Genomic DNA, 18051 nt, shown 5'->3' with positions numbered 1-18051 from the left:
CTTGGGGCTGCCTTTCCTCGTCTTTATTGTATCTTTACAGCATCAGTTTGTACGTTGTTCTGCCTATTCTTTGCTTGATGCTTGCCCGATTTGAACCTCAGCTTAGATTAACTGCATTGTCGTGATGCAGGTCTGATCCGTTTTGTATGTAGATAATTGTGTTTCAGCCACCTTTCCGCCGTGAACAATACGGATTAAATACGTTCTGTCACGTGGCACCCAAAAATCCATAAATCCGTTGGCACCGGACTTCAACACTTCATCTTTCATCAAGGTGTTGCCTTCGGAATCATGAATCGTCACACTGAATTGTTCATTCGCCATCTCTCCTTGGCAACCCGTTAAACTATGAATCTCACAGGGATGTGTCTGTTCTACATAAGGAGCGATCGACAGGAAAAATTTATCTTCTGGCAGGTCATAAGTTACTTTTTGACCGTCCGCCTCTTTTACTGTTAACGTTGCTGCATTGATTGAAGCAGACTGCGGTTTCGCACGGCCTGTACTGATATCCTCAACCAGCTTTGGAATATCAGATTCCTCGGCCTGTGCAGCCTGCTCTCTCCCTAATGTATTAGCGATGAGATATGTTCCAAGCAGGATTACAGCAGCAGCACTGGCAATGATCCATAGTGTCTTTTTCATCGGACAGCTCCCTTCTTCTTTCCTCTGATTATATATAAAAAAAAGCCAAAACGGGACCTGTCCCAGTACCGTTCACCAGATTTTCACAATTCTGGTTCATGGTGATACGTAAAAAGAAGCATGCCCATCACATTTGTGATCAGCTTGCTTCTTCTTTCGTGTTCCTCAGCAGGAATATGAAGGATTGCTTGGCGAAGATTACTTCGTAGGGGCTGTGCTCACGCGAAGTTGTTCATTCAGCTTCAACACATTTTCAAACTTAAAAATACGTCCACCTTTTTCAGGCTTGTTGTACGAACTCGGCATTGGAACCATTTGCTCTTCACCTCCTTTCAGTTTGAATTGTGTATGGATCAGGTTAACCCTTCGTTTGAATCTTCAGATAGATCAGCAAAGGATCTAAATCAGCCGTATACACATGCTCCGTTCTACCGTTCCGCACTTGAATATCAGTCCATACAGCGAATTTACTATATAATCGATTCGTATAGCGGTTATTTGCAACTGCGTAAAACTGTATGCTTTGCACCTCAGGGTTTTCCTGACATATCCATAACACGACATCTCTGAGGCCTGCAAAAAACGCTCGGCTGCTTCGATACTTTTTAGCCAATACAGCTGATTCAATAAATGCTGTACGCTGATCTTCGGTATAATGATACTGGATAAACGCGCTAACATGCCCCTGCTCATCGTCAAATAAGAGCAAATGCGTCTGCTGAATCGTATGAATCAAATGAAGTAAGGCATCATGAAGCATGTACTGCTCATCAAACTCATCACAGTTCGCCAGATAAAAACGGGCAAAACGAGCATAATCTTCGTCTTGTAATGAATCCTGGCCCTTAAGCTGCAAAATCAAGATGACTTCATCCTTTCCTTACCTTGTTCACACAATCTTCTCGTTCAAAAGATGCAAGATACGCACGAAGCTCAACAAGTTCCACAGCATACGCATTCAGCATACCCGCTTCAACCGTCGTACTGGACACTCTCGCTGCGAATTTGGAAAAAAGTCGGTGCATACTCACTTCATGAAGAGCCCAAAATCGGATTTCCTCTACAGGTACAACCTCATCGGCGTATTCATCCAGATGCTGTACCAGAAACCGTAGTCCCTCTATAAAAATTCGGCTTCCGCGATGTTGACTTACAACAAAAGCGACCTGCAACTGTATCACATGCTGATCCTCATAATTATGCTCTCCTGTACCATGAATAAATCCAAACGCCCCCGCCGTCTCATCTTCATCATCAAAGCACAAAATAGTGCTCCCGGTCATAAATAGCGGACTAGAGATATAACCTAGCGTTGTGGAAAAAGAATACGGCATATTCAACTCACTATAATGAGCCAGTAAAAAGTCCATATATCGATGCTGGTACATCAAAGTTTTACAGTCAGAGAAGTAATACTTCATCAACAGATTCCTTCCTATTACCGGGTCTTAATTCCTATGTATCATGTGGACTATTGTACTCAGAGTAGTTTAAGTTTTGTTTAAGTTTATCGAAATTTAGCAAAATTCCCTTTCGACAAGTCGAACATCCATCTATAATAAAATATACAAATTCACCTTGGCCGGAGGTCAATCTTGATGAAACAAAACAAGTCAGCATATAGTCCTATCCGCAAACATCCTGTCATGCTGATCAGCTTGTTTATGTTACTTTTTGCTGCGATAGTCCTATTCCATAAGTGGGGCAATAATGATGCCATTTCAACCACAATAAACACCGCTCCTCCTATCGCCAAACAAGGCACGCTGGATGGGTCCGGTCTAATCACAAGTCAAGCGGAGAGTATCGCGCTGGATGGGGAATGGGAATTTTACTGGCGGCAACTGCTCGAGCCGATACACTTTCAATCTGCTTATCCACCAGTCTCCGAACTCGTACAACTGCCAGCACCATGGACAACCTATTCGGATAGCCATGGTTCGTTTTTGCCAAGCGAGGGCTATGCAACGTATCGACTGCGCGTCCTGCTGCCGAAGGATGTCAGCGAAGCAGCACGTACACTGGCACTGTATCCCAAAAGTATCGCATCCGCTTACCGCATCTGGATCAATGGACAGCTTGTTGGCGGGAATGGCAGCGTAGGTTCCGATCGAATCTCCGAAACACCAAAGAGCTATCCTGAAATTGTTTATTTTCAACCGCGGACGGGATGGAACGAGATTATTATTCAAGTGTCGAACTTTTCTCAGCGCAACGCAGGAATATGGCAGCGTATGGAGCTGGGTACAGCCGACACCATCTCATGGGAACGTATCCTGCATGTCTCTGCACAATCTGGTATTGTTGGTATTTTCGGCGTAATGTCCCTCTATTACGCATTCGTCTTCTGGAATCGCAAACAAGAAACCTCTGCCCTGCTGTACAGTCTGCTCTGTATGTCGGTTGGTGTGCGTACTGTAGTGCTTGGGGAATCAACCGCGCTTTATTTGTTGCCTGGGTTGCCTTGGGAATGGGCAGTCAAAGCAGAATACATATCAGTAGCCATGACGGCTTTATTACTAATTTTGTTTATCAATCGAGAATACCCTGCGGAAGCTGTCCGGCATAGTTCAGTGCTGGCAGGGATCATTCTCCCGGGTTGCATGTCTCTCTTTCTGTTCACGCCGGCTCATGTGTACACGTATATGTTGACCCCTTTTACATGGGGAGTCCTGTTTCCGTCTCTGCTGTACACATTGTATATCTATCTCCGATCTGCGATAAACCGGAGTAAAGGGGCTCTTACGAGCATGATTGGCTTTCTGTTTTTTATGGCTTTTGCTCTCAATGATATGCTCTTCTACACAGTTCATCTGCCCACGGAGGATATGCTGTCCATAGGGTTACTCGTGTTCCTGCTGACTCAGGCATACAATCTCTCGTCTCGTTTTTCACGGGCATTATACGAATCAGAGCAACTATCGCTGCAGCTCAAGGAATCGAACCAACGGTTAGAGCAGATCGTTGAGGAACGAACACGGTCACTGCGAAAAACAAACGAGGAACTTCAGGAAGCCAATAAAAAAATGTCGGATTCCGAATTGTTTCGCACCCGGCTGCTGTCCAACATCTCTCACGAACTCAGTACACCGATTACTTCGATTAAAGGCTTTGCCAAAGCACTCAGGGATGGAATTATTACAACGGATGCTCCGAAATATGTGAATCGGATCTATACTCGTTCTCTCATGCTTGAACGAATGATCCATGATCTGATTGACCTGACCAAGCTCGAAACGCATCAAGTACAATTCAAGATGCAAGATGTCTACGTGATCCCATTTATGCTAGAACTGTTTCTTAAATATGAAACGGATGTTCACGCACAAGGCATTCAGTATGTTATTGATATGCCTGAAAAATCAGGCTTGCTGGAACCCAAGGATGAAGATTGGATAGTGCAGTTGGACCCGATTCGACTGGAACAGGTCGTATCCAACCTGATTTCCAATGCACTGCGCTTCACTTCCCCTGCGGGCATCATTCATGTGCAACTACGGTTGGCAGAAACTCCTGATACCGAGCAGGGCTGGTTAGCGTACATTTGTGTCAAAGATACAGGTGTGGGTATCCCGCCTAAGTGGCAGGAACGAATTTTTGACCGTTTCGAACAGGCGAGACCACCATCCGTTCAGGATGAACACAAAGGGTCAGGACTTGGCCTGTCCATCTGTAAGGAAATTATGCATTATCATCATGGAGACATTGGAGTAACCAGCGAACCGGGTCTAGGCAGCGAATTTTGCTTTCGGTTACCTGCGTGGAAAGGAAGGGTGTCACCGAATGACAAGCCGTGAAGAGACACGTCATATTCTCATCGTAGAGGATGATACGGATATTGCGGAACTGGTACAGATTTATTTACATCATCAAAATTACAGTACGTCTGTAGCACATACGTTAAAGGATGCCGCCAAGCTGTTCGAAGAGCGTACCCCCGATCTTGTCCTGTGTGATATCGTACTGCCCGATGGCCTGGGAACGGTATGGATAAAACATCTCAGGGAAAGGACAGACCTGCCTGTTGTTTTCCTGAGTAGTCGGCAGGAGACTGAAGATATTATTCAAGGATTGGAAATCGCGGATGACTATATTACCAAACCGTTTGATCCCGACATCATGGCAGCACGAGTGAAAAAGAGACTTAAGTCTGTACGGAGGTATTCTTCCAATAATCTGATTGATCCCAACGAAAAAGTATGGCGAGACGGCTGGCTGGAATTACATTTTGAGCGTTATGAAGTTTACGTTGGAGGGAAAGAGGTATCACTGCCTACCAAAGAGCTTCAGCTTTTGTTCCTGATGGCAAATCGCCCAGGATATGTTTTTAGCACCGATTACCTGTTTGAGCATATATGGGGGCTCGACAACTGGAGTGATGTTCGCACGGTCATGGTGCATATCCACCACCTGAGACGCAAAATCGAGAATCCGCTTGACTCTCATCGATATATCGTGACTGTACGCGGACTTGGCTATAAATTTCAGATACGTCAGGATCGCAGATAAGAGTGTCTTGTCAGTTGCGCTTATACGTTGCGAAGGCATTATGACCTAAAAAATAAAAGAACCTGCATCTGGTGCAGGCTCTCGTTCCTTGGTTTTATTAGAATTATGACAACGCCAGCATCGCGTTCATATCTTCTTCTGCTGTCGTGATCAGTTTCAGGCCAAACATGTCCACGAGTACATCCAGTACACCTTCCGAAATAAATTCAGGCGGTTTAGGCCCAATCCGGATATCCTGGATGCCGAGGCTGAACAATCCAAGAAGAATGGCTACCGCCTTTTGCTCAAACCATGACAGCACGATGCTTACAGGAAGCTCGTTCACCGTACAGCCAAAAGCATCGGCCAAAGCCATCGCAATTTTCACCGTTGAACCCGAGTTATTGCATTGTCCGAGGTCAATATACCGCGGAATGGCTGTGTCTCCTACGGTACCATAATCCACATCATTGAAACGGAACTTGCCGCAAGACGTGGTGAGTATAACTGTATCATTCGGCAGGGACGTAGCGAGTTCACGGTAATAGTTGCCACCCTTACCTGGTGCGTCACAGCCTGCAATGACGAAGAAGCGACGGATATGTCCGTCTTTGACGGCCTGGATAATCTCAGGTGCAAGCCCAATCACGGTCTCATGGTGATAACCTGTCGTTAATACTTGCTCGGATCTGATGTTCGCTACAGGCAGTGACAACGCTCGCTCAATAAGAGGTGAGAAATTCTCTCCTTCAATCTTCGTTACTCCTTCGAGACCAGCGACTTCATAGGAGAAGAAACGATCCGCATACGTGCCTTTGATCGGCATAACACAGTTGGTTGTTGCCAGAATCGCACCCGGGAATTCCTCAAACAGTCTGCGTTGATCGTACCAGGCTTTACCGATATTGCCTTTAAGGTGAGCATATTTCTTTAAAGCCGGATAACCGTGCGCCGGTAACATTTCGGAATGCGTGTAGATGTTAATGCCTTTGCCTTCTGTCTGACGCAGCAATTCTTCGAGAGCATACAGATTGTGACCGGTCACAACGATACAATGACCTTCAATCTGGTTTTGACTCACCGTGATCGGCTGTGGTATACCAAATCGATCGGTATGCGCACGATCTAGTACATCCATGATTCGAATGGCAGCATTTCCGACTTTCATCGCCATCTCTAAATGTTCCTGCTGATTAAAGTTTGAGTTCGTAAGCGTCATATATAAAGCTTCGTGTGTAATCCGATCCACCTCAGGATCGGTATAACCAAGCTGCCGTGCGTGTGTTGCGTAAGCCGCAATCCCTTTCAGTGCAAAGATCATCGTATCCTGCAAGCTGGCAATCGTTTCATTTTTACCACATACCCCAATTACTTTACATCCACCACTCGGCGTCTGTTCACATTGATAACAAAACATATGAATTCCCTCCAAACCAAATGAACTCTTTGTTATGAACTAGCGTAACAGAGCTGGAGGCACACAATTGTGATATTACACACAGTTTTACAAATCAACACCCATATTATCCCTTTTCGAACTTATATCAGACTATCATCCGGGGTAACTTTGTGATCCTTCGGGGAAATCGTAGTATCCGTGATCTGGATAACTTTCTAAGGAGAGGCGATGTTGAATCCTTGATTTCCTCCAACCAGCGCTTGACAGCGGTACAGATTCGAAGAATCCAGCGGACGGGGCAATTGCCTCCTGGATATCGCCTGATTTAAAGAGTAACGGATGCTCCTGCTGTAAAATGAAAACTTTCATTCCAGTGATGCTATAATCTACGCATAAGTATCACTGGAATTATGAATAATGACATAGGTAACGGACGCTGCCGAGTCCTATCGTCAAACTACATATCAAATGTTGAAAAAACAACATCCATAGGCGATTCTAGTTTTCGTCTGATCGGGTAATACACATATAAAATCACATGCCGAGGAGCTGGTCGATTGCAACATTACAGGCGCAGTGCAGAAGAAGTATTGCAGGAGGTACAAAGTTCCGAAAGAGGTCTTTCCACATCCGAAGCAACGAAGAGATTAGAATCCGTAGGATATAACGAGTTAAAAGGAAAAGATGCAACACCGATCTGGAGACTGTTCCTTGAAAATTTTAAAGATCCGATGGTCATCGTGCTGCTCATCGCAGCCGCTGTGCAAGTTGTGCTTGGACATCTGATCGAATCCCTGATCATCTTTCTCGTCATTTTGCTTAACGCTGTCATTAGCGTGGTGCAGACCAAGAAGGCGGAAAGCTCGCTGGATGCCCTGCGGCAGATGTCTGCGCCCGAAGCCAAAGTAATCCGAGATGGTCAGAAACAAACGCTTCCTGCGCGGGAACTCGTTCCCGGCGACATCGTATTGCTTGATGCCGGGGATTACGTGCCAGCAGACGGGCGCATTCTGGAATCCGGCAGCCTCAAAATCAACGAAGGCATGCTGACTGGGGAATCCGAGGCTGCAGAGAAACATGCGGATGTGGTATCAGAAGAGGCTGGAATTGGGGATCGGCGCAACATGACGTTCAGCGGCTCGCTGGTCGTATATGGTCGTGGCACGATTGTCATTACAGGTACGGCACTGAAAACCGAAATCGGGAAAATTGCCGAATTGATTGACAATGCAGAAGCCAAGGAAACACCGTTGCAGCGCAAGCTGGAATCGTTCAGCAAGAAGCTGGGCTTTTTCATCCTAGGTCTGTCCATTCTTATTTTTGCCATTGAAGCCGGACGTGTGTGGCTGACGGAAGGCTCCGAAAATATTGGTCCATCGCTCGTTAATGCATTAATGTTTGCTGTAGCTGTCGCTGTAGCCGCCATCCCTGAAGCGCTCTCGTCCATCGTCACCATTGTACTGTCTCTCGGCACCAGCAAGATGGCCAAGCAACATGCGATTATTCGCAGATTGCCCGCGGTGGAAGCGTTGGGGTCGGCAAGCATTATTTGCACGGATAAAACCGGCACACTCACTCAGAATAAAATGACCGTTGTGGATTATTACATTCCTCATGGTACAAAAGACGAGTTTCCCGATGACCCTGCCGAATGGTCGGAAGAAGAACGTCGTTTGTTACATATTGCCGTACTCTGCAATGATTCGAACATCAATCAGGAGGGCAAGGAACTTGGTGATCCCACCGAAGTTGCACTCATTGCGTTCAGCAATAGCGTAAACAAGGATTACAACGAAATCCGTGATCAGTTCCCACGGGAAGCCGAACTTCCGTTTGACTCGGATCGCAAGCTGATGAGCACGGTGCATACCTTTGAGGGGCAGACTGCTTTGTTAACCAAAGGCGGCCCGGATGTATTATTCAGCCGATGCAGTCATGTATTTATTCACGGTGAGGCACAACCGCTGACCCCTGAAATTCGTGCTCAATTCGAAGAAAAAAATGAAGCCTTCTCCAAACGCGCTTTCCGGGTGCTAGCCTACGCTTACAAACGTTTTGATGACAAACAAGAGGTCACGCCTGATGACGAATCCGATCTTACATTAGTCGGTCTGACCGCGATGATTGATCCACCGCGTGAAGCGGTTTATGGCTCCATTGAAGAGTCGAAAAAAGCAGGCATTCGCACCATCATGATTACGGGTGACCACAAAACAACAGCTCAGGCCATAGGCATCGACATTGGGCTGGCAAATAAAGATGATCTCGCGATCACCGGTGCCGAGCTGGATAAGATGTCAGATGAAGAGCTGGATGGGCAGCTGGAGCACATCTCTGTGTATGCACGGGTATCCCCAGAAAACAAAATTCGGATCGTGCGTGCGTGGCAGCGTAAAGGTAAAATTGCAGCCATGACCGGAGATGGCGTCAACGACGCACCTGCACTGAAACAAGCCGATATTGGCGTAGCGATGGGCAGCGGAACGGACGTCGCCAAAGATGCGGCGGCGATGATTCTGACTGATGATAATTTTGTATCCATCGTAAATGCGGTCAGTGTTGGACGGATGGTGTTTGATAATATTAAAAAGGCCATCGCCTATCTATTCGCCGGTAATCTCGGCGCCATTATCGCCATCCTCTTCGCACTGGTTGTCGGCTGGGTCAATCCATTCACAGCGCTCCAGTTGCTGTTTATCAACCTGGTTAACGACTCCTTGCCAGCCATTGCGCTCGGCACGGAAAAAGCCGAACCGGATGTGATGCGGCGCAAGCCGCGTGACATTAACGAAGGTATTTTTGCAGGCGGAACGCTGCAGGCTGTCATTACCCGCGGGTTGCTCATCGGCGTTGCCGTGATTTTGTCGCAGTATATCGGACTTGGTATCTCGGAAGAGATGAGTGTCGCGATGGCGTTTACTACACTTATTCTGGCGCGCAGTCTCCAAACCTTTGCTGCACGTTCCAACACCCAGACCATCTTCCAGGTGGGCTTCCTGACCAACAAGTTGGTGCTTGGTTCGATTGTGGTCTGCCTCTGCCTCTACGGCATAACACTGATTCCGGGTGTTCGCAGCATCTTTGCCATTCCTGACACTTTCGGCTGGGATGAGCTCCTGATCGCAGGTGGGCTTGCGCTCGGCGCGGTTATCCTGATGGATGTCATCAAATGGATTCGCAATCGCGGCAAACAAACCGCGACGGCTTAGTTGATACAAGATGTACCGATGGACATCGCCATGTGCACTATAGATTGAATAAACAGACAGCGCCCCTTTTTGGAAGGGCGCCTGTTTGTTTATCGGGTTTATTTTTCACACCATAGATAGATTGATTTGCGATTCTTGCTTATTGCTTCTATTCCTGCACCTTGCTCCTCATTTTACTGCTTGATGCCAAAGGCAATCCATCGTCCATCGATATCTTCGATCACAAATTCTTTGTTATTATAGTCAGAGTGATGGAAAGAACGAACAATCGTTACACCCGCATCGATCAACTCTTGTTCAAGCTCTTCCTGCTGTTTCGTAATGAAATAGGCATCATATCCGTAGCCGTATAACTCTCTGTTGGGGATCACTTTCTGTCCATTGCTTTGGGTTAAAATAATCTCGGTAGAATCACGGTACAGACACACATGCGGCTCTGCGACGTCCAAGTATTCAACGACACGAAATTTTAACTTTTCTTCATAAAATGCAGCCGTTCTCCTCATATCAAGGGTTGGGAACACACTGTGGGACTCTAATAATTTTGGCTTCATAATAACTAATCTCCTTCATCCTCATCGTTCTTAAACCTGTTCACGCCTGAATATGTAGTCACTCGAATAACTATGACACTATTGCCATATTAACATTGGGGGAGTAAAATAGAATATTGTTTTGTCTCCATCCTACGTAATGCTAATGCCAAGGTCTGTTCATATCATACGATAACTCTATACAAGACAGGAATGGTTATGTGAAAGAAAAAATTGTAATGCCACTCTGGACGTGTTGCCTCTTCATCGTGGTAATGAACACGACCATGTTTAATGTTTCGTTGCCTGTCATTATCCGTGATCTTCAGATTACTTCTGACCTGGGCTCCTGGGTTATCTCCAGTTATTCCATCGGATATGCCCTGTCAACCGTAATCTACAGCCGCTTGTCTGACCGGATTCCGGTACGCAAGCTGGTCACGGTTGGGTTGCTGATTCTCGGTTGCTCGTCCGTGCTTGGTCTGTTCGCACACAACTTTGCTTTGTTGCTCACAACGCGCATTCTACAATCCGCTGGGGCTGGGGTTATGGCTGGCCTCGGTCTAGTCATAGCAAGCCGTTACATTCCGGTTGAACGACGCGGAGCAGCCCTGGCACTCATCTCATCAGGCAGCGCAATGGCTTTCGGTCTTGGCCCCATTGTTGGCGGACTGATCAGTGAGTACATGGGCTGGAACGGATTGTTTGCGATTACGGTGCTGGTGCTGCTGGCCTTGCCGGTATTGCTCTATTTTTTACCACGGGAGACCGTGAACAAAGAACAGCCTTTTGACCTTACAGGCGCACTGCTCACCATCATTAATGCAACCACCCTGCTGGTAGCCATTACACAGCGGTCATGGATATGGCTTGGCATCGGCATAGCCTCTCTGTTTGCTCATATTCTGTATATTCGCAGAGCAAGGTTGCCTTTTGTGAACCCACAGGTATTTCGAACACCAGGCTTCACCAGGCTTATTATCATTGGTTTCTGCGTACTCGTGGTTAATCTCGGAAATCTGTTCCTTATGCCGTTAGTGCTTGCGGATCTGTATCATCGTTCTGCCCTTGCCATCGGCTTGCTCATTGCCCCAGGAGCGATCATCTCGGCATTTTGTACCCGTTATGTCGGGCGCTGGATAGATCGGTATGGCAATATGCGGTTTATGCTGATTGGGCAGTGTATGCTGGCGGCAGTTCTGGTATTATTTATGCTTGGACTTGACCAGTCCGCCCTGATCATTACAGGCGGTTATGTGTTCTTCTCGCCAGCACTGTCAGCCTCCATGGCCTCCCTGAATAACGAAGCCTCACGTGTACTGCCGAGAAACCAGATTGGTTCTGGCATGGGCTTACTGCAACTGATCCAGTTCTTTGGCGGTTCGGTGTCTGTAGCCGTGTGCGGTTTGCTTCTGCACGCCATACCCGGCGTAACGGTACAAGAAGCTTATCACGTGGTCTATGGCTGCCTGCTGGTCGTATGTCTCATTTCGCTTGGACTGACGCTATGGCATAGTAAAGCTTCTTCACTTTCTAATCGTGATTTAACCTCTGTACCATCGGGTCGCTAATGAAGCGTGCTCCTATCGTCGAAGTGTCTGGCTAAAACTTATAAATTGAACTCATGTAAAAAAAGGCTCGCATCGTTTGCGAGCCTTTTTGCTGAATTTTTGTTATCTCTAACAAAAAACTATGCTTGCGATGGCCGCACTCGGAGAAGGGCCGCAAAGGACTGGAAATGGGCAGCAAGCGGCTCCACATTTTCCTCCATCAACTGCTGTGCCTCTTCCATCGTCTCAGCTTCACTCTCCGCATCTTCGCGCACCATCGCCAGTTCATGTTCCATCACCAGTACAGAAGGCGTCTCTTCGCTCCCACGATAATCGAGCAAATAGTTGTTACCACTACTGATACTCCACGCAATCGGAATAATCCGCTGCGGATCAGGATTGACTTCATCCACCAATGTCGTATTATTCGCAATAAACTGATCATCCAATGCATGAAAACGTATCTCCCAATCTTCCGTCTCTGTACCCTGGATCAGATCAAAAGAAGCATCGCCGTGCAACTGAATAAAGTCCAGATAGTCCTGTGGAAAAACAATACCATAATGAGACTGAATACGCGTCACACTTGCACGATCATTCTGGTCACTCATTCCTGTTCGTCCTCTCTAAGCTTGATCAATTTTAAATGAACTCACCCAGCCAACTTCAACTCACCTGCGCTGCCAGTACCTTTCACTTCGCTTCGAGTGCTGCTTTCCAGGCTTCAGCAATATGAACTGGCGCTCTACTGCTTTTCTTTCCGCTACCTTCCTTCGTCCAGAGCGGAGGAAAATAAGCAAACACTTGGCCTTTGTCCAGTTGCGCCATATCTTCCTGCCAGCCTTTCCAGCGAAACGTTTCGTAAAATAATTGCAGATCACCCTCAGCCAGCCAGGTCATAAACTCGGAGAACGAGAGCTCTGTCGATTCCCACTCCAAGGCATCCGGTGCAAAATAATAAATCTGTCCTGTCCCGCCATATTTGCCGGTATCCAGTGCAAAAAAACCACCAGCCACATCATAGGCCACGACCATCATGCCCGGCAATGCCTCTACAGCAAGTTCAGCACTCAAGCCATTCCAGCTGGTCAAACTGCCATATACACTCTCACCGCCTGCGCCCAGCAGCGTAATCCATCCATGATCCACCACCATGCCCTCTGTCTCATAGGCGACAGCCCCCAGGTAAGAACGAGTGCTCACTTGGAGCTGGTGCAGCGTATTCTTGCCCATCTCCGGCTTTGCCGGAACATAGGTATATGTATTTCCCCCCTGATCCATAAGCGCTTTAAGCTCCGGCCAGGCATGATTTTCCTGATCGATTAATTCATCAGCAGACCGATTATTCATCATTCGACGACTCCTCTCCAATTCATGACTTTTCCAAGCATATCATGGCTTATTCTACCATTCAAATCTGATATAATTAGCTTTTACATTGTAATTAAAGGAGATTATCGCCTGCGAACAGGCTCTCCGGCCACTCCTACGGCTATCTGGCTCCGAGATAGACATTGTCTCCCTTTTTTAACCACCGTCTATACGCCGTGAACTTTCCTCTCCCCTTCCAGAACAAAGATGAATAGCAATAATAAATAAACGGATCGACTAAGCAAAGATTCTCTGCCTGCTGATCCGTTTTTATGATGCTTAACCCTTTCTAACGCTGGATCAAACCAGCGGCATGGGTTACCCGATTTCGCCCGCCCGTCTTGGATGCATAGAGCGCATCGTCTGCTTTTTGAAACACAGACAACTCCGTATCCGCTACCGAGATCGTCGCCGCGCCAATGCTCACCGTAACGTGATATTCCCCCCAATCCGCCGAAGCGACTTGTGACCGGTATCGTTCTGCGATACGGATGGCTTGTTCCTCTCCGCAATTCGCCAGAATGATCACAAACTCCTCACCACCGTAACGTGCCACCACATCAACCTCACGGGAGATGGATAACAACAGCGTAGCCAAATTACCCAGTACCAGATCACCGATGGGATGTCCGTAGGTATCGTTAATGCTTTTGAAGTGGTCAATGTCCATCACAAGCAGGGAAAATTCACGCTGTTCCTCATGATAGAGCGATAGAAAATGAGCCATTTTTTCTTGGAAAAACCTTCGGTTCTTGAGACCTGTCAACAGGTCCGTAGACGCCATCAACTCCAATTGTTCATTGACTTTAATCAGCGCCTGCTCTTTGATTTTGTATTCTTCATGCAGACGCTCCAACTCTTTGTTCGCCTCTTGTGTTGCCTGATATAACTCCTGCAGCTTGGTCTTGGTATTTAAAATGTCCTTTTCATGTTCAATCCTTTTCCGCATAATGACGACTACGCAGTCCACTACACGTTGCCCGTCCCGCATCTGACGCACCCCGTTGAGCAACACCGGGACGTCCTCCTGGTCACGATTGCGAAACGAAAAATACATCTCGTCCACATGACCATACAGCTGAATATACGGATAGAAATACGTATGAAAAAACACTTTATTGGTGACCGACATCACGGATTCAATATGTTTGCCCATCAATTCATCCCGTTCACGCCCAATCATGTCCAGTAACGTTTGATTTACCGACATAATGACGCCCGAATCCGATATTGAAAAATATCCACAAGGTGCCGTATCTAATTGAATGTCCATAAAAAACAGCCTTTCCTCTGTACGTTATGCACTAGCCAGATAATCTTTAATTAATCGAATCGTCTCGCCAGGTTCACTTAGATGAGGGTAATGCCCTTTGGCGTTCATCTGAGTGAGCCTGCTGTTTTTCAGATGGGAATGTAAATAATCCCCCACTTCCACAGGAGCGATACTATCATCTGAACACTGCAGAATCAAGGTAGGCACAGACACCAAATCCAGTTCGATCCGGCAATCGGACAGGAAAGTCACTTCGGCAAATTGCCGAGCGATGTGCGGATCACGGGAGCAAAAGCTCTTTTCCAGCTCCTCCGTTAGTTCCTTTCGTTCCGGGTTCTGCATCACGATAGGAGCCAGATAACTTGCCCAGCCGATAAAGTTCAATTGCATCATTTCCAGCAGTTCATCAATATCCCGTCGCTCAAATCCACCATAATAATGGGGCAGATCGTTCAAATAACGCGGAGAAGGCCCAAGCATGACGATATTTTTGAAAAGATGCGGTGCCTTAATGGAGGCTAGCATGCCAATCATACTGCTGACCGAATGACCAACAAAGATCACATCCCGAAGTTCAAGTACTTCCATAATTTCCAGCACGTCCTGAGCATATCCATGGAGATCATTATATTTAAGCGCATCATAATAGTTAATTTGGGACTGTCCGGAACCTACATAATCAAAGATAACAATACGGTACTGTTCAAAAAAAGCAGGCACGATATGTCGCCACATATCCTGATCACACCCAAAGCCATGCGCAAACATGATCGTCTGGTTGCCCGTTCCCATAACATTTACATTGTTGCGTACAAGAATATCAACACTCATCTGACTCACCTCTCAGAGAGATTATAATTTTAATTTATCAGAATATTATATCGGAAAATGTTGGGATTAGGGTAAAAAATATTAATATTTTTACTCTATGTGACATGAAATAGTTGTCTCCAATTGAAAAAACACCTTTACAATCTGACCGTCGTCAGATAAAATCAATCATCATATCGCGAGATATTAGAACATATTTTGGAGGAATATCATGAACACCCTGACATCAGACATATCACCACAGAAACTGTGGGGAAAATCATTTATCTTTATCATGCTGGCCAATGCACTTTTGTTTATGGCCTTTGAAATGTTGCTTCCCACCTTACCTTTATTCGTTTCCAGCTTGGGAGGAAATGCTTCACAGATCGGGCTTGTAACCGGCATTTTTATGTTTTCAGCCATATTAATTCGACCTTTCACTTCCGTTTTGGCAACAAAGATGAACAAAAAGTTCCTCTTGATTATTGGCATCGCCATCTGTGCATTAGCTACTGGCGCATACTACCTCTCGTCAGGTATAGGGATAATTCTTGTACTACGTGTAATCCACGGATTCGGTTTTGGTCTGGCAACGACTTATTTTGCAACGATTGCTACGGAAAACATTCCGAAAAGCCGGCGTGGGGAAGGCATGGGGTATTTCGGAGTTGGAGAAACCGTCGCTATATCCGTTGGTCCATTAATTGGAACAAGCCTGCTCCTTCAATACAACTACCAGAGCCTGTTCTTGGGCGGAATGTGCATCTTATTATTGGCACTTCTGATGACCGTTTTTGTATCCAGAAACTCTCAGACAGAGTCTGAGGACAATCCTTCCGGTCATCTTGCAGCTTCCGTAAAACTTATTGAGAAAAAGGTATTATTTCCTTCATTGCTCATCCTGATGGTTGGCGTTGCAGCCGGTTCGATCATGTCTTTTGTCGCTTTGTTTGCTGCGGAGAAGGGTTTCAGCAATATTGCCTGGTTTTTCTTTATTGTGGCGATTGCCAGCTTTGTCGTCAGACTATTCTCAGGAACTATGTTTGATCGCCTGGGTCCAGGGTCTGTACTGCTTCCTTCGGCGGTTTTCGCGATCGCAGGGCTCCTCGTTCTGATCCTCTCACAGAACCAGATCCATTTTCTGATTGCTGGCGCACTGTACGGTTTTGGGTTTGGTGCCATTTTCCCCGCCATCCAAACATGGTGTGTCAATCTCGTGGAAGAACATGAGCATGAGAATGCGATGGCTTCGTTCTTTAATTTTTTTGATCTCGGAATCGGCGGCGGCTCTTTGGTTCTGGGTCTGGTGGCATCTGCATTCTCCTACGCGGTAGTGTATACTATCTCTATCGCTGTTTTAGTGATATACATCTTGTTATATTCGGTATACGCTCTGAAGCAGAAGCAGTACGAAGATCGATCACTGGGGGTACACATTGAGTAAAAAACGAATTAAAGAGATTGCGATTCAGCATTTTAATCGTTTCGGTTACGAAGGGACAAAGATGGCACAGATTGCCGAAGAAGCCGGTATCCGTAAACAATCACTGGCTTATCATTATTCCTCCAAAAAGGACTTGCTGCTGGAAGTATACGAGGAAGTTGTACAAGAGGAGCAACAGTTTGTACAAGATTTCTTGGGGATTTCCACTGCAGGAGATACGCTGGAGCAGAGATTATATGCCTTTTTGCTGGAACATAAAAATCGCTTCCTTACGAAGCCCAATGTAGCCTTTATGTACATTCTGTCCTTTATGGCGCCGCTGGAAGTGAATGATTTTGTTTTGGCTCAATACCGGACATATCTCGGCACCTTAAAAAAAGAAGTAACCGCTTTGTTCGCAAGTCATGTGGGGATTCGTCTGAGCCCGGAAGAAGCAACACTAGCTTTTGTCACTCTGATGGACGGTCTTGATATACAGCTCGTGTACGAGACAAGGCAATCGTACGAGCAAGCGATGGCAATTACCTGGAATGTGTTCTGGTCTGGCATCCAAAGCTAAAGCAGCCCCTTCGTAACTATTACATGAGTCATAACAAACTGATTAGGAGGAAGGCATATCATGCAATCACTGAATGCAGCCTTAACCCGTTTTGTGGAACAACAAGACTTATATAATGAAGCCTACGGACTTTTTCAAAATCACGACCTTCGGCCTCGGGTGCTTCCGGTTCAGCCGGAAGTGGACAAACGTGTTACCCTTTCGTCGGAACTTCAATACTTCTATAGTCACTACGAGATGGTAGACGCTCAGGCCGAAGGAACACTGAAAATGAAAAGTGCAGCTGTCGAAATCGGCGATGCCGCTCTGCTTTTTTTCGTTGCTCCCGAGCATCTGCATCGTCAGCAGCTGGGGTTTCGCTGGGTCGGTATGCAGGAACCTTACAAAGAATCCGATTCTTGGTCACCCAATCATGTTGTCATTGCCAATGTGAATGATGATCCCATTATCGTTGACGTAGAAGCTCCCGATTCTCCTGTCTATGCTGCGTTTGAGGGTGGGGAACCGAAACGAGTTGCAGATTCCCTAGCAGACTTTTTCAATGCTCTTGCCATCTTGATTGAAAACGCACGTTCATTTTCAGGAGAAGTGAAGGACGAAGAAACCTATGAAACCAAACCCGAATACCTTGTCCAGGTGCAGCCAAAATTAAGGGAATTGCTCGGAGAAGCACACACAAAACATCTTATCGAGTATCTATCTTTATGAAGTATATGAGAATGAGAAGGAGCGACACCCAGCCCGGGCTGAGTGTCTTCACCGAGTCC

General features: G+C 46.5%; 16 protein-coding genes. 7 read left to right on the top strand and 9 right to left on the bottom strand.

What is annotated here, in order from left to right:
- Positions 1-102: 102 nt before the first annotated feature.
- The 3 genes from ABIE27_RS01455 to ABIE27_RS01445 form a co-directional block, all read right to left on the bottom strand.
- Complete coding sequence (locus ABIE27_RS01455) at positions 103-645, bottom strand: CueP family metal-binding protein (protein ID WP_123062688.1); 543 nt, start codon at positions 643-645, stop codon at positions 103-105.
- A 358-nt stretch (positions 646-1003) separates the two neighbouring features.
- On the bottom strand, positions 1004-1501 hold the full coding sequence (locus ABIE27_RS01450; protein WP_429349746.1) for a hypothetical protein: 498 nt from the start codon (positions 1499-1501) through the stop codon (positions 1004-1006).
- Positions 1502-1514: 13 nt separating this feature from the next.
- Positions 1515-2066: a hypothetical protein gene (locus tag ABIE27_RS01445; protein ID WP_123062690.1), complete on the bottom strand. Its 552-nt coding sequence runs from the start codon at positions 2064-2066 to the stop codon at positions 1515-1517.
- Between the two features lie 177 nt (positions 2067-2243).
- Here ABIE27_RS01445 and ABIE27_RS01440 point away from each other — a divergent pair, with 177 nt between their 5' ends.
- Together ABIE27_RS01440 and ABIE27_RS01435 are read left to right on the top strand one after the other, a co-directional pair.
- Positions 2244-4442: a sensor histidine kinase gene (locus tag ABIE27_RS01440; RefSeq protein ID WP_240036622.1), complete on the top strand. Its 2199-nt coding sequence runs from the start codon at positions 2244-2246 to the stop codon at positions 4440-4442.
- Entirely contained in the window at positions 4429-5154 is a 726-nt protein-coding gene (locus tag ABIE27_RS01435) for a response regulator transcription factor (protein WP_123062691.1), read from the top strand. The genes ABIE27_RS01440 and ABIE27_RS01435 overlap by 14 nt, the downstream gene beginning before the upstream one ends.
- A gap of 103 nt (positions 5155-5257) precedes the next feature.
- Here the strand turns inward: ABIE27_RS01435 and hcp are convergent, their stop codons facing one another.
- Entirely contained in the window at positions 5258-6550 is a 1293-nt protein-coding gene (gene hcp / locus ABIE27_RS01430; protein WP_429349745.1) for a hydroxylamine reductase, read from the bottom strand.
- A 539-nt stretch (positions 6551-7089) separates the two neighbouring features.
- Here hcp and ABIE27_RS01425 point away from each other — a divergent pair.
- Entirely contained in the window at positions 7090-9741 is a 2652-nt protein-coding gene (locus ABIE27_RS01425) for a cation-translocating P-type ATPase (protein WP_429349744.1), read from the top strand.
- A 173-nt stretch (positions 9742-9914) separates the two neighbouring features.
- Here ABIE27_RS01425 and ABIE27_RS01420 read toward each other — a convergent pair whose 3' ends face one another.
- Positions 9915-10295, bottom strand: a complete 381-nt coding sequence (locus tag ABIE27_RS01420; protein ID WP_123062694.1) for a VOC family protein — start codon at positions 10293-10295, stop codon at positions 9915-9917.
- 218 nt (positions 10296-10513) lie between these two features.
- Between ABIE27_RS01420 and ABIE27_RS01415 the strand changes: the two genes are divergently transcribed.
- Entirely contained in the window at positions 10514-11845 is a 1332-nt protein-coding gene (locus ABIE27_RS01415; protein WP_429349977.1) for an MFS transporter, read from the top strand.
- A 119-nt stretch (positions 11846-11964) separates the two neighbouring features.
- On the opposite strand, the gene ABIE27_RS01410 is transcribed toward ABIE27_RS01415, so the two are convergent.
- The 4 genes from ABIE27_RS01410 to ABIE27_RS01395 form a co-directional block, all read right to left on the bottom strand.
- Positions 11965-12435: an SMI1/KNR4 family protein gene (locus tag ABIE27_RS01410; RefSeq protein ID WP_123062696.1), complete on the bottom strand. Its 471-nt coding sequence runs from the start codon at positions 12433-12435 to the stop codon at positions 11965-11967.
- Between the two features lie 82 nt (positions 12436-12517).
- Entirely contained in the window at positions 12518-13174 is a 657-nt protein-coding gene (locus tag ABIE27_RS01405; RefSeq protein ID WP_429349743.1) for a DUF2625 family protein, read from the bottom strand.
- A 310-nt stretch (positions 13175-13484) separates the two neighbouring features.
- Positions 13485-14468, bottom strand: a complete 984-nt coding sequence (locus ABIE27_RS01400) for a sensor domain-containing diguanylate cyclase (RefSeq protein ID WP_429349742.1) — start codon at positions 14466-14468, stop codon at positions 13485-13487.
- Positions 14469-14492: 24 nt separating this feature from the next.
- Positions 14493-15299, bottom strand: a complete 807-nt coding sequence (locus ABIE27_RS01395) for an alpha/beta fold hydrolase (RefSeq protein WP_123062698.1) — start codon at positions 15297-15299, stop codon at positions 14493-14495.
- A 211-nt stretch (positions 15300-15510) separates the two neighbouring features.
- Between ABIE27_RS01395 and ABIE27_RS01390 the strand changes: the two genes are divergently transcribed.
- From ABIE27_RS01390 to ABIE27_RS01380, 3 genes are read left to right on the top strand one after another with little or no spacing between them, the layout of a single operon-like run.
- Positions 15511-16725, top strand: coding sequence for an MFS transporter (locus tag ABIE27_RS01390; RefSeq protein WP_429349741.1), 1215 nt, complete (start codon positions 15511-15513; stop codon positions 16723-16725).
- A complete protein-coding gene (locus ABIE27_RS01385; protein WP_123062700.1) occupies positions 16718-17284 on the top strand; it encodes a TetR/AcrR family transcriptional regulator in 567 nt (188 codons plus the stop codon). The genes ABIE27_RS01390 and ABIE27_RS01385 overlap by 8 nt, the downstream gene beginning before the upstream one ends.
- Positions 17285-17344: 60 nt before the next feature.
- On the top strand, positions 17345-17992 hold the full coding sequence (locus ABIE27_RS01380; RefSeq protein WP_429349740.1) for a hypothetical protein: 648 nt from the start codon (positions 17345-17347) through the stop codon (positions 17990-17992).
- Positions 17993-18051: the final 59 nt, after the last annotated feature.

Source organism: Paenibacillus sp. 4624, assembly GCF_050435065.1.
GTDB classification, from domain to species: domain Bacteria; phylum Bacillota; class Bacilli; order Paenibacillales; family Paenibacillaceae; genus Paenibacillus; species Paenibacillus amylolyticus_D.
The sequence above is the reverse complement of the archived record's forward strand: the minus strand, read 5'-3'. Positions and strand labels throughout refer to the sequence as shown.

Bases quoted from the DNA above. Each gene is read 5' to 3' on its own strand.
- ABIE27_RS01455 (WP_123062688.1), bottom strand. From the start codon at position 645: ATGAAAAAGACACTATGGATCATTGCCAGTGCTGCTGCTGTAATCCTG.
- ABIE27_RS01445 (WP_123062690.1), bottom strand. From the start codon at position 2,066: ATGAAGTATTACTTCTCTGACTGTAAAACTTTGATGTACCAGCATCGA.
- ABIE27_RS01440 (WP_240036622.1), top strand. From the start codon at position 2,244: ATGAAACAAAACAAGTCAGCATATAGTCCTATCCGCAAACATCCTGTC.
- ABIE27_RS01435 (WP_123062691.1), top strand. From the start codon at position 4,429: ATGACAAGCCGTGAAGAGACACGTCATATTCTCATCGTAGAGGATGAT.
- hcp (WP_429349745.1), bottom strand. From the start codon at position 6,550: ATGTTTTGTTATCAATGTGAACAGACGCCGAGTGGTGGATGTAAAGTA.
- ABIE27_RS01420 (WP_123062694.1), bottom strand. From the start codon at position 10,295: ATGAAGCCAAAATTATTAGAGTCCCACAGTGTGTTCCCAACCCTTGAT.
- ABIE27_RS01415 (WP_429349977.1), top strand. From the start codon at position 10,514: ATGCCACTCTGGACGTGTTGCCTCTTCATCGTGGTAATGAACACGACC.
- ABIE27_RS01410 (WP_123062696.1), bottom strand. From the start codon at position 12,435: ATGAGTGACCAGAATGATCGTGCAAGTGTGACGCGTATTCAGTCTCAT.
- ABIE27_RS01405 (WP_429349743.1), bottom strand. From the start codon at position 13,174: ATGAATAATCGGTCTGCTGATGAATTAATCGATCAGGAAAATCATGCC.
- ABIE27_RS01400 (WP_429349742.1), bottom strand. From the start codon at position 14,468: ATGGACATTCAATTAGATACGGCACCTTGTGGATATTTTTCAATATCG.
- ABIE27_RS01395 (WP_123062698.1), bottom strand. From the start codon at position 15,299: ATGAGTGTTGATATTCTTGTACGCAACAATGTAAATGTTATGGGAACG.
- ABIE27_RS01390 (WP_429349741.1), top strand. From the start codon at position 15,511: ATGAACACCCTGACATCAGACATATCACCACAGAAACTGTGGGGAAAA.
- ABIE27_RS01380 (WP_429349740.1), top strand. From the start codon at position 17,345: ATGCAATCACTGAATGCAGCCTTAACCCGTTTTGTGGAACAACAAGAC.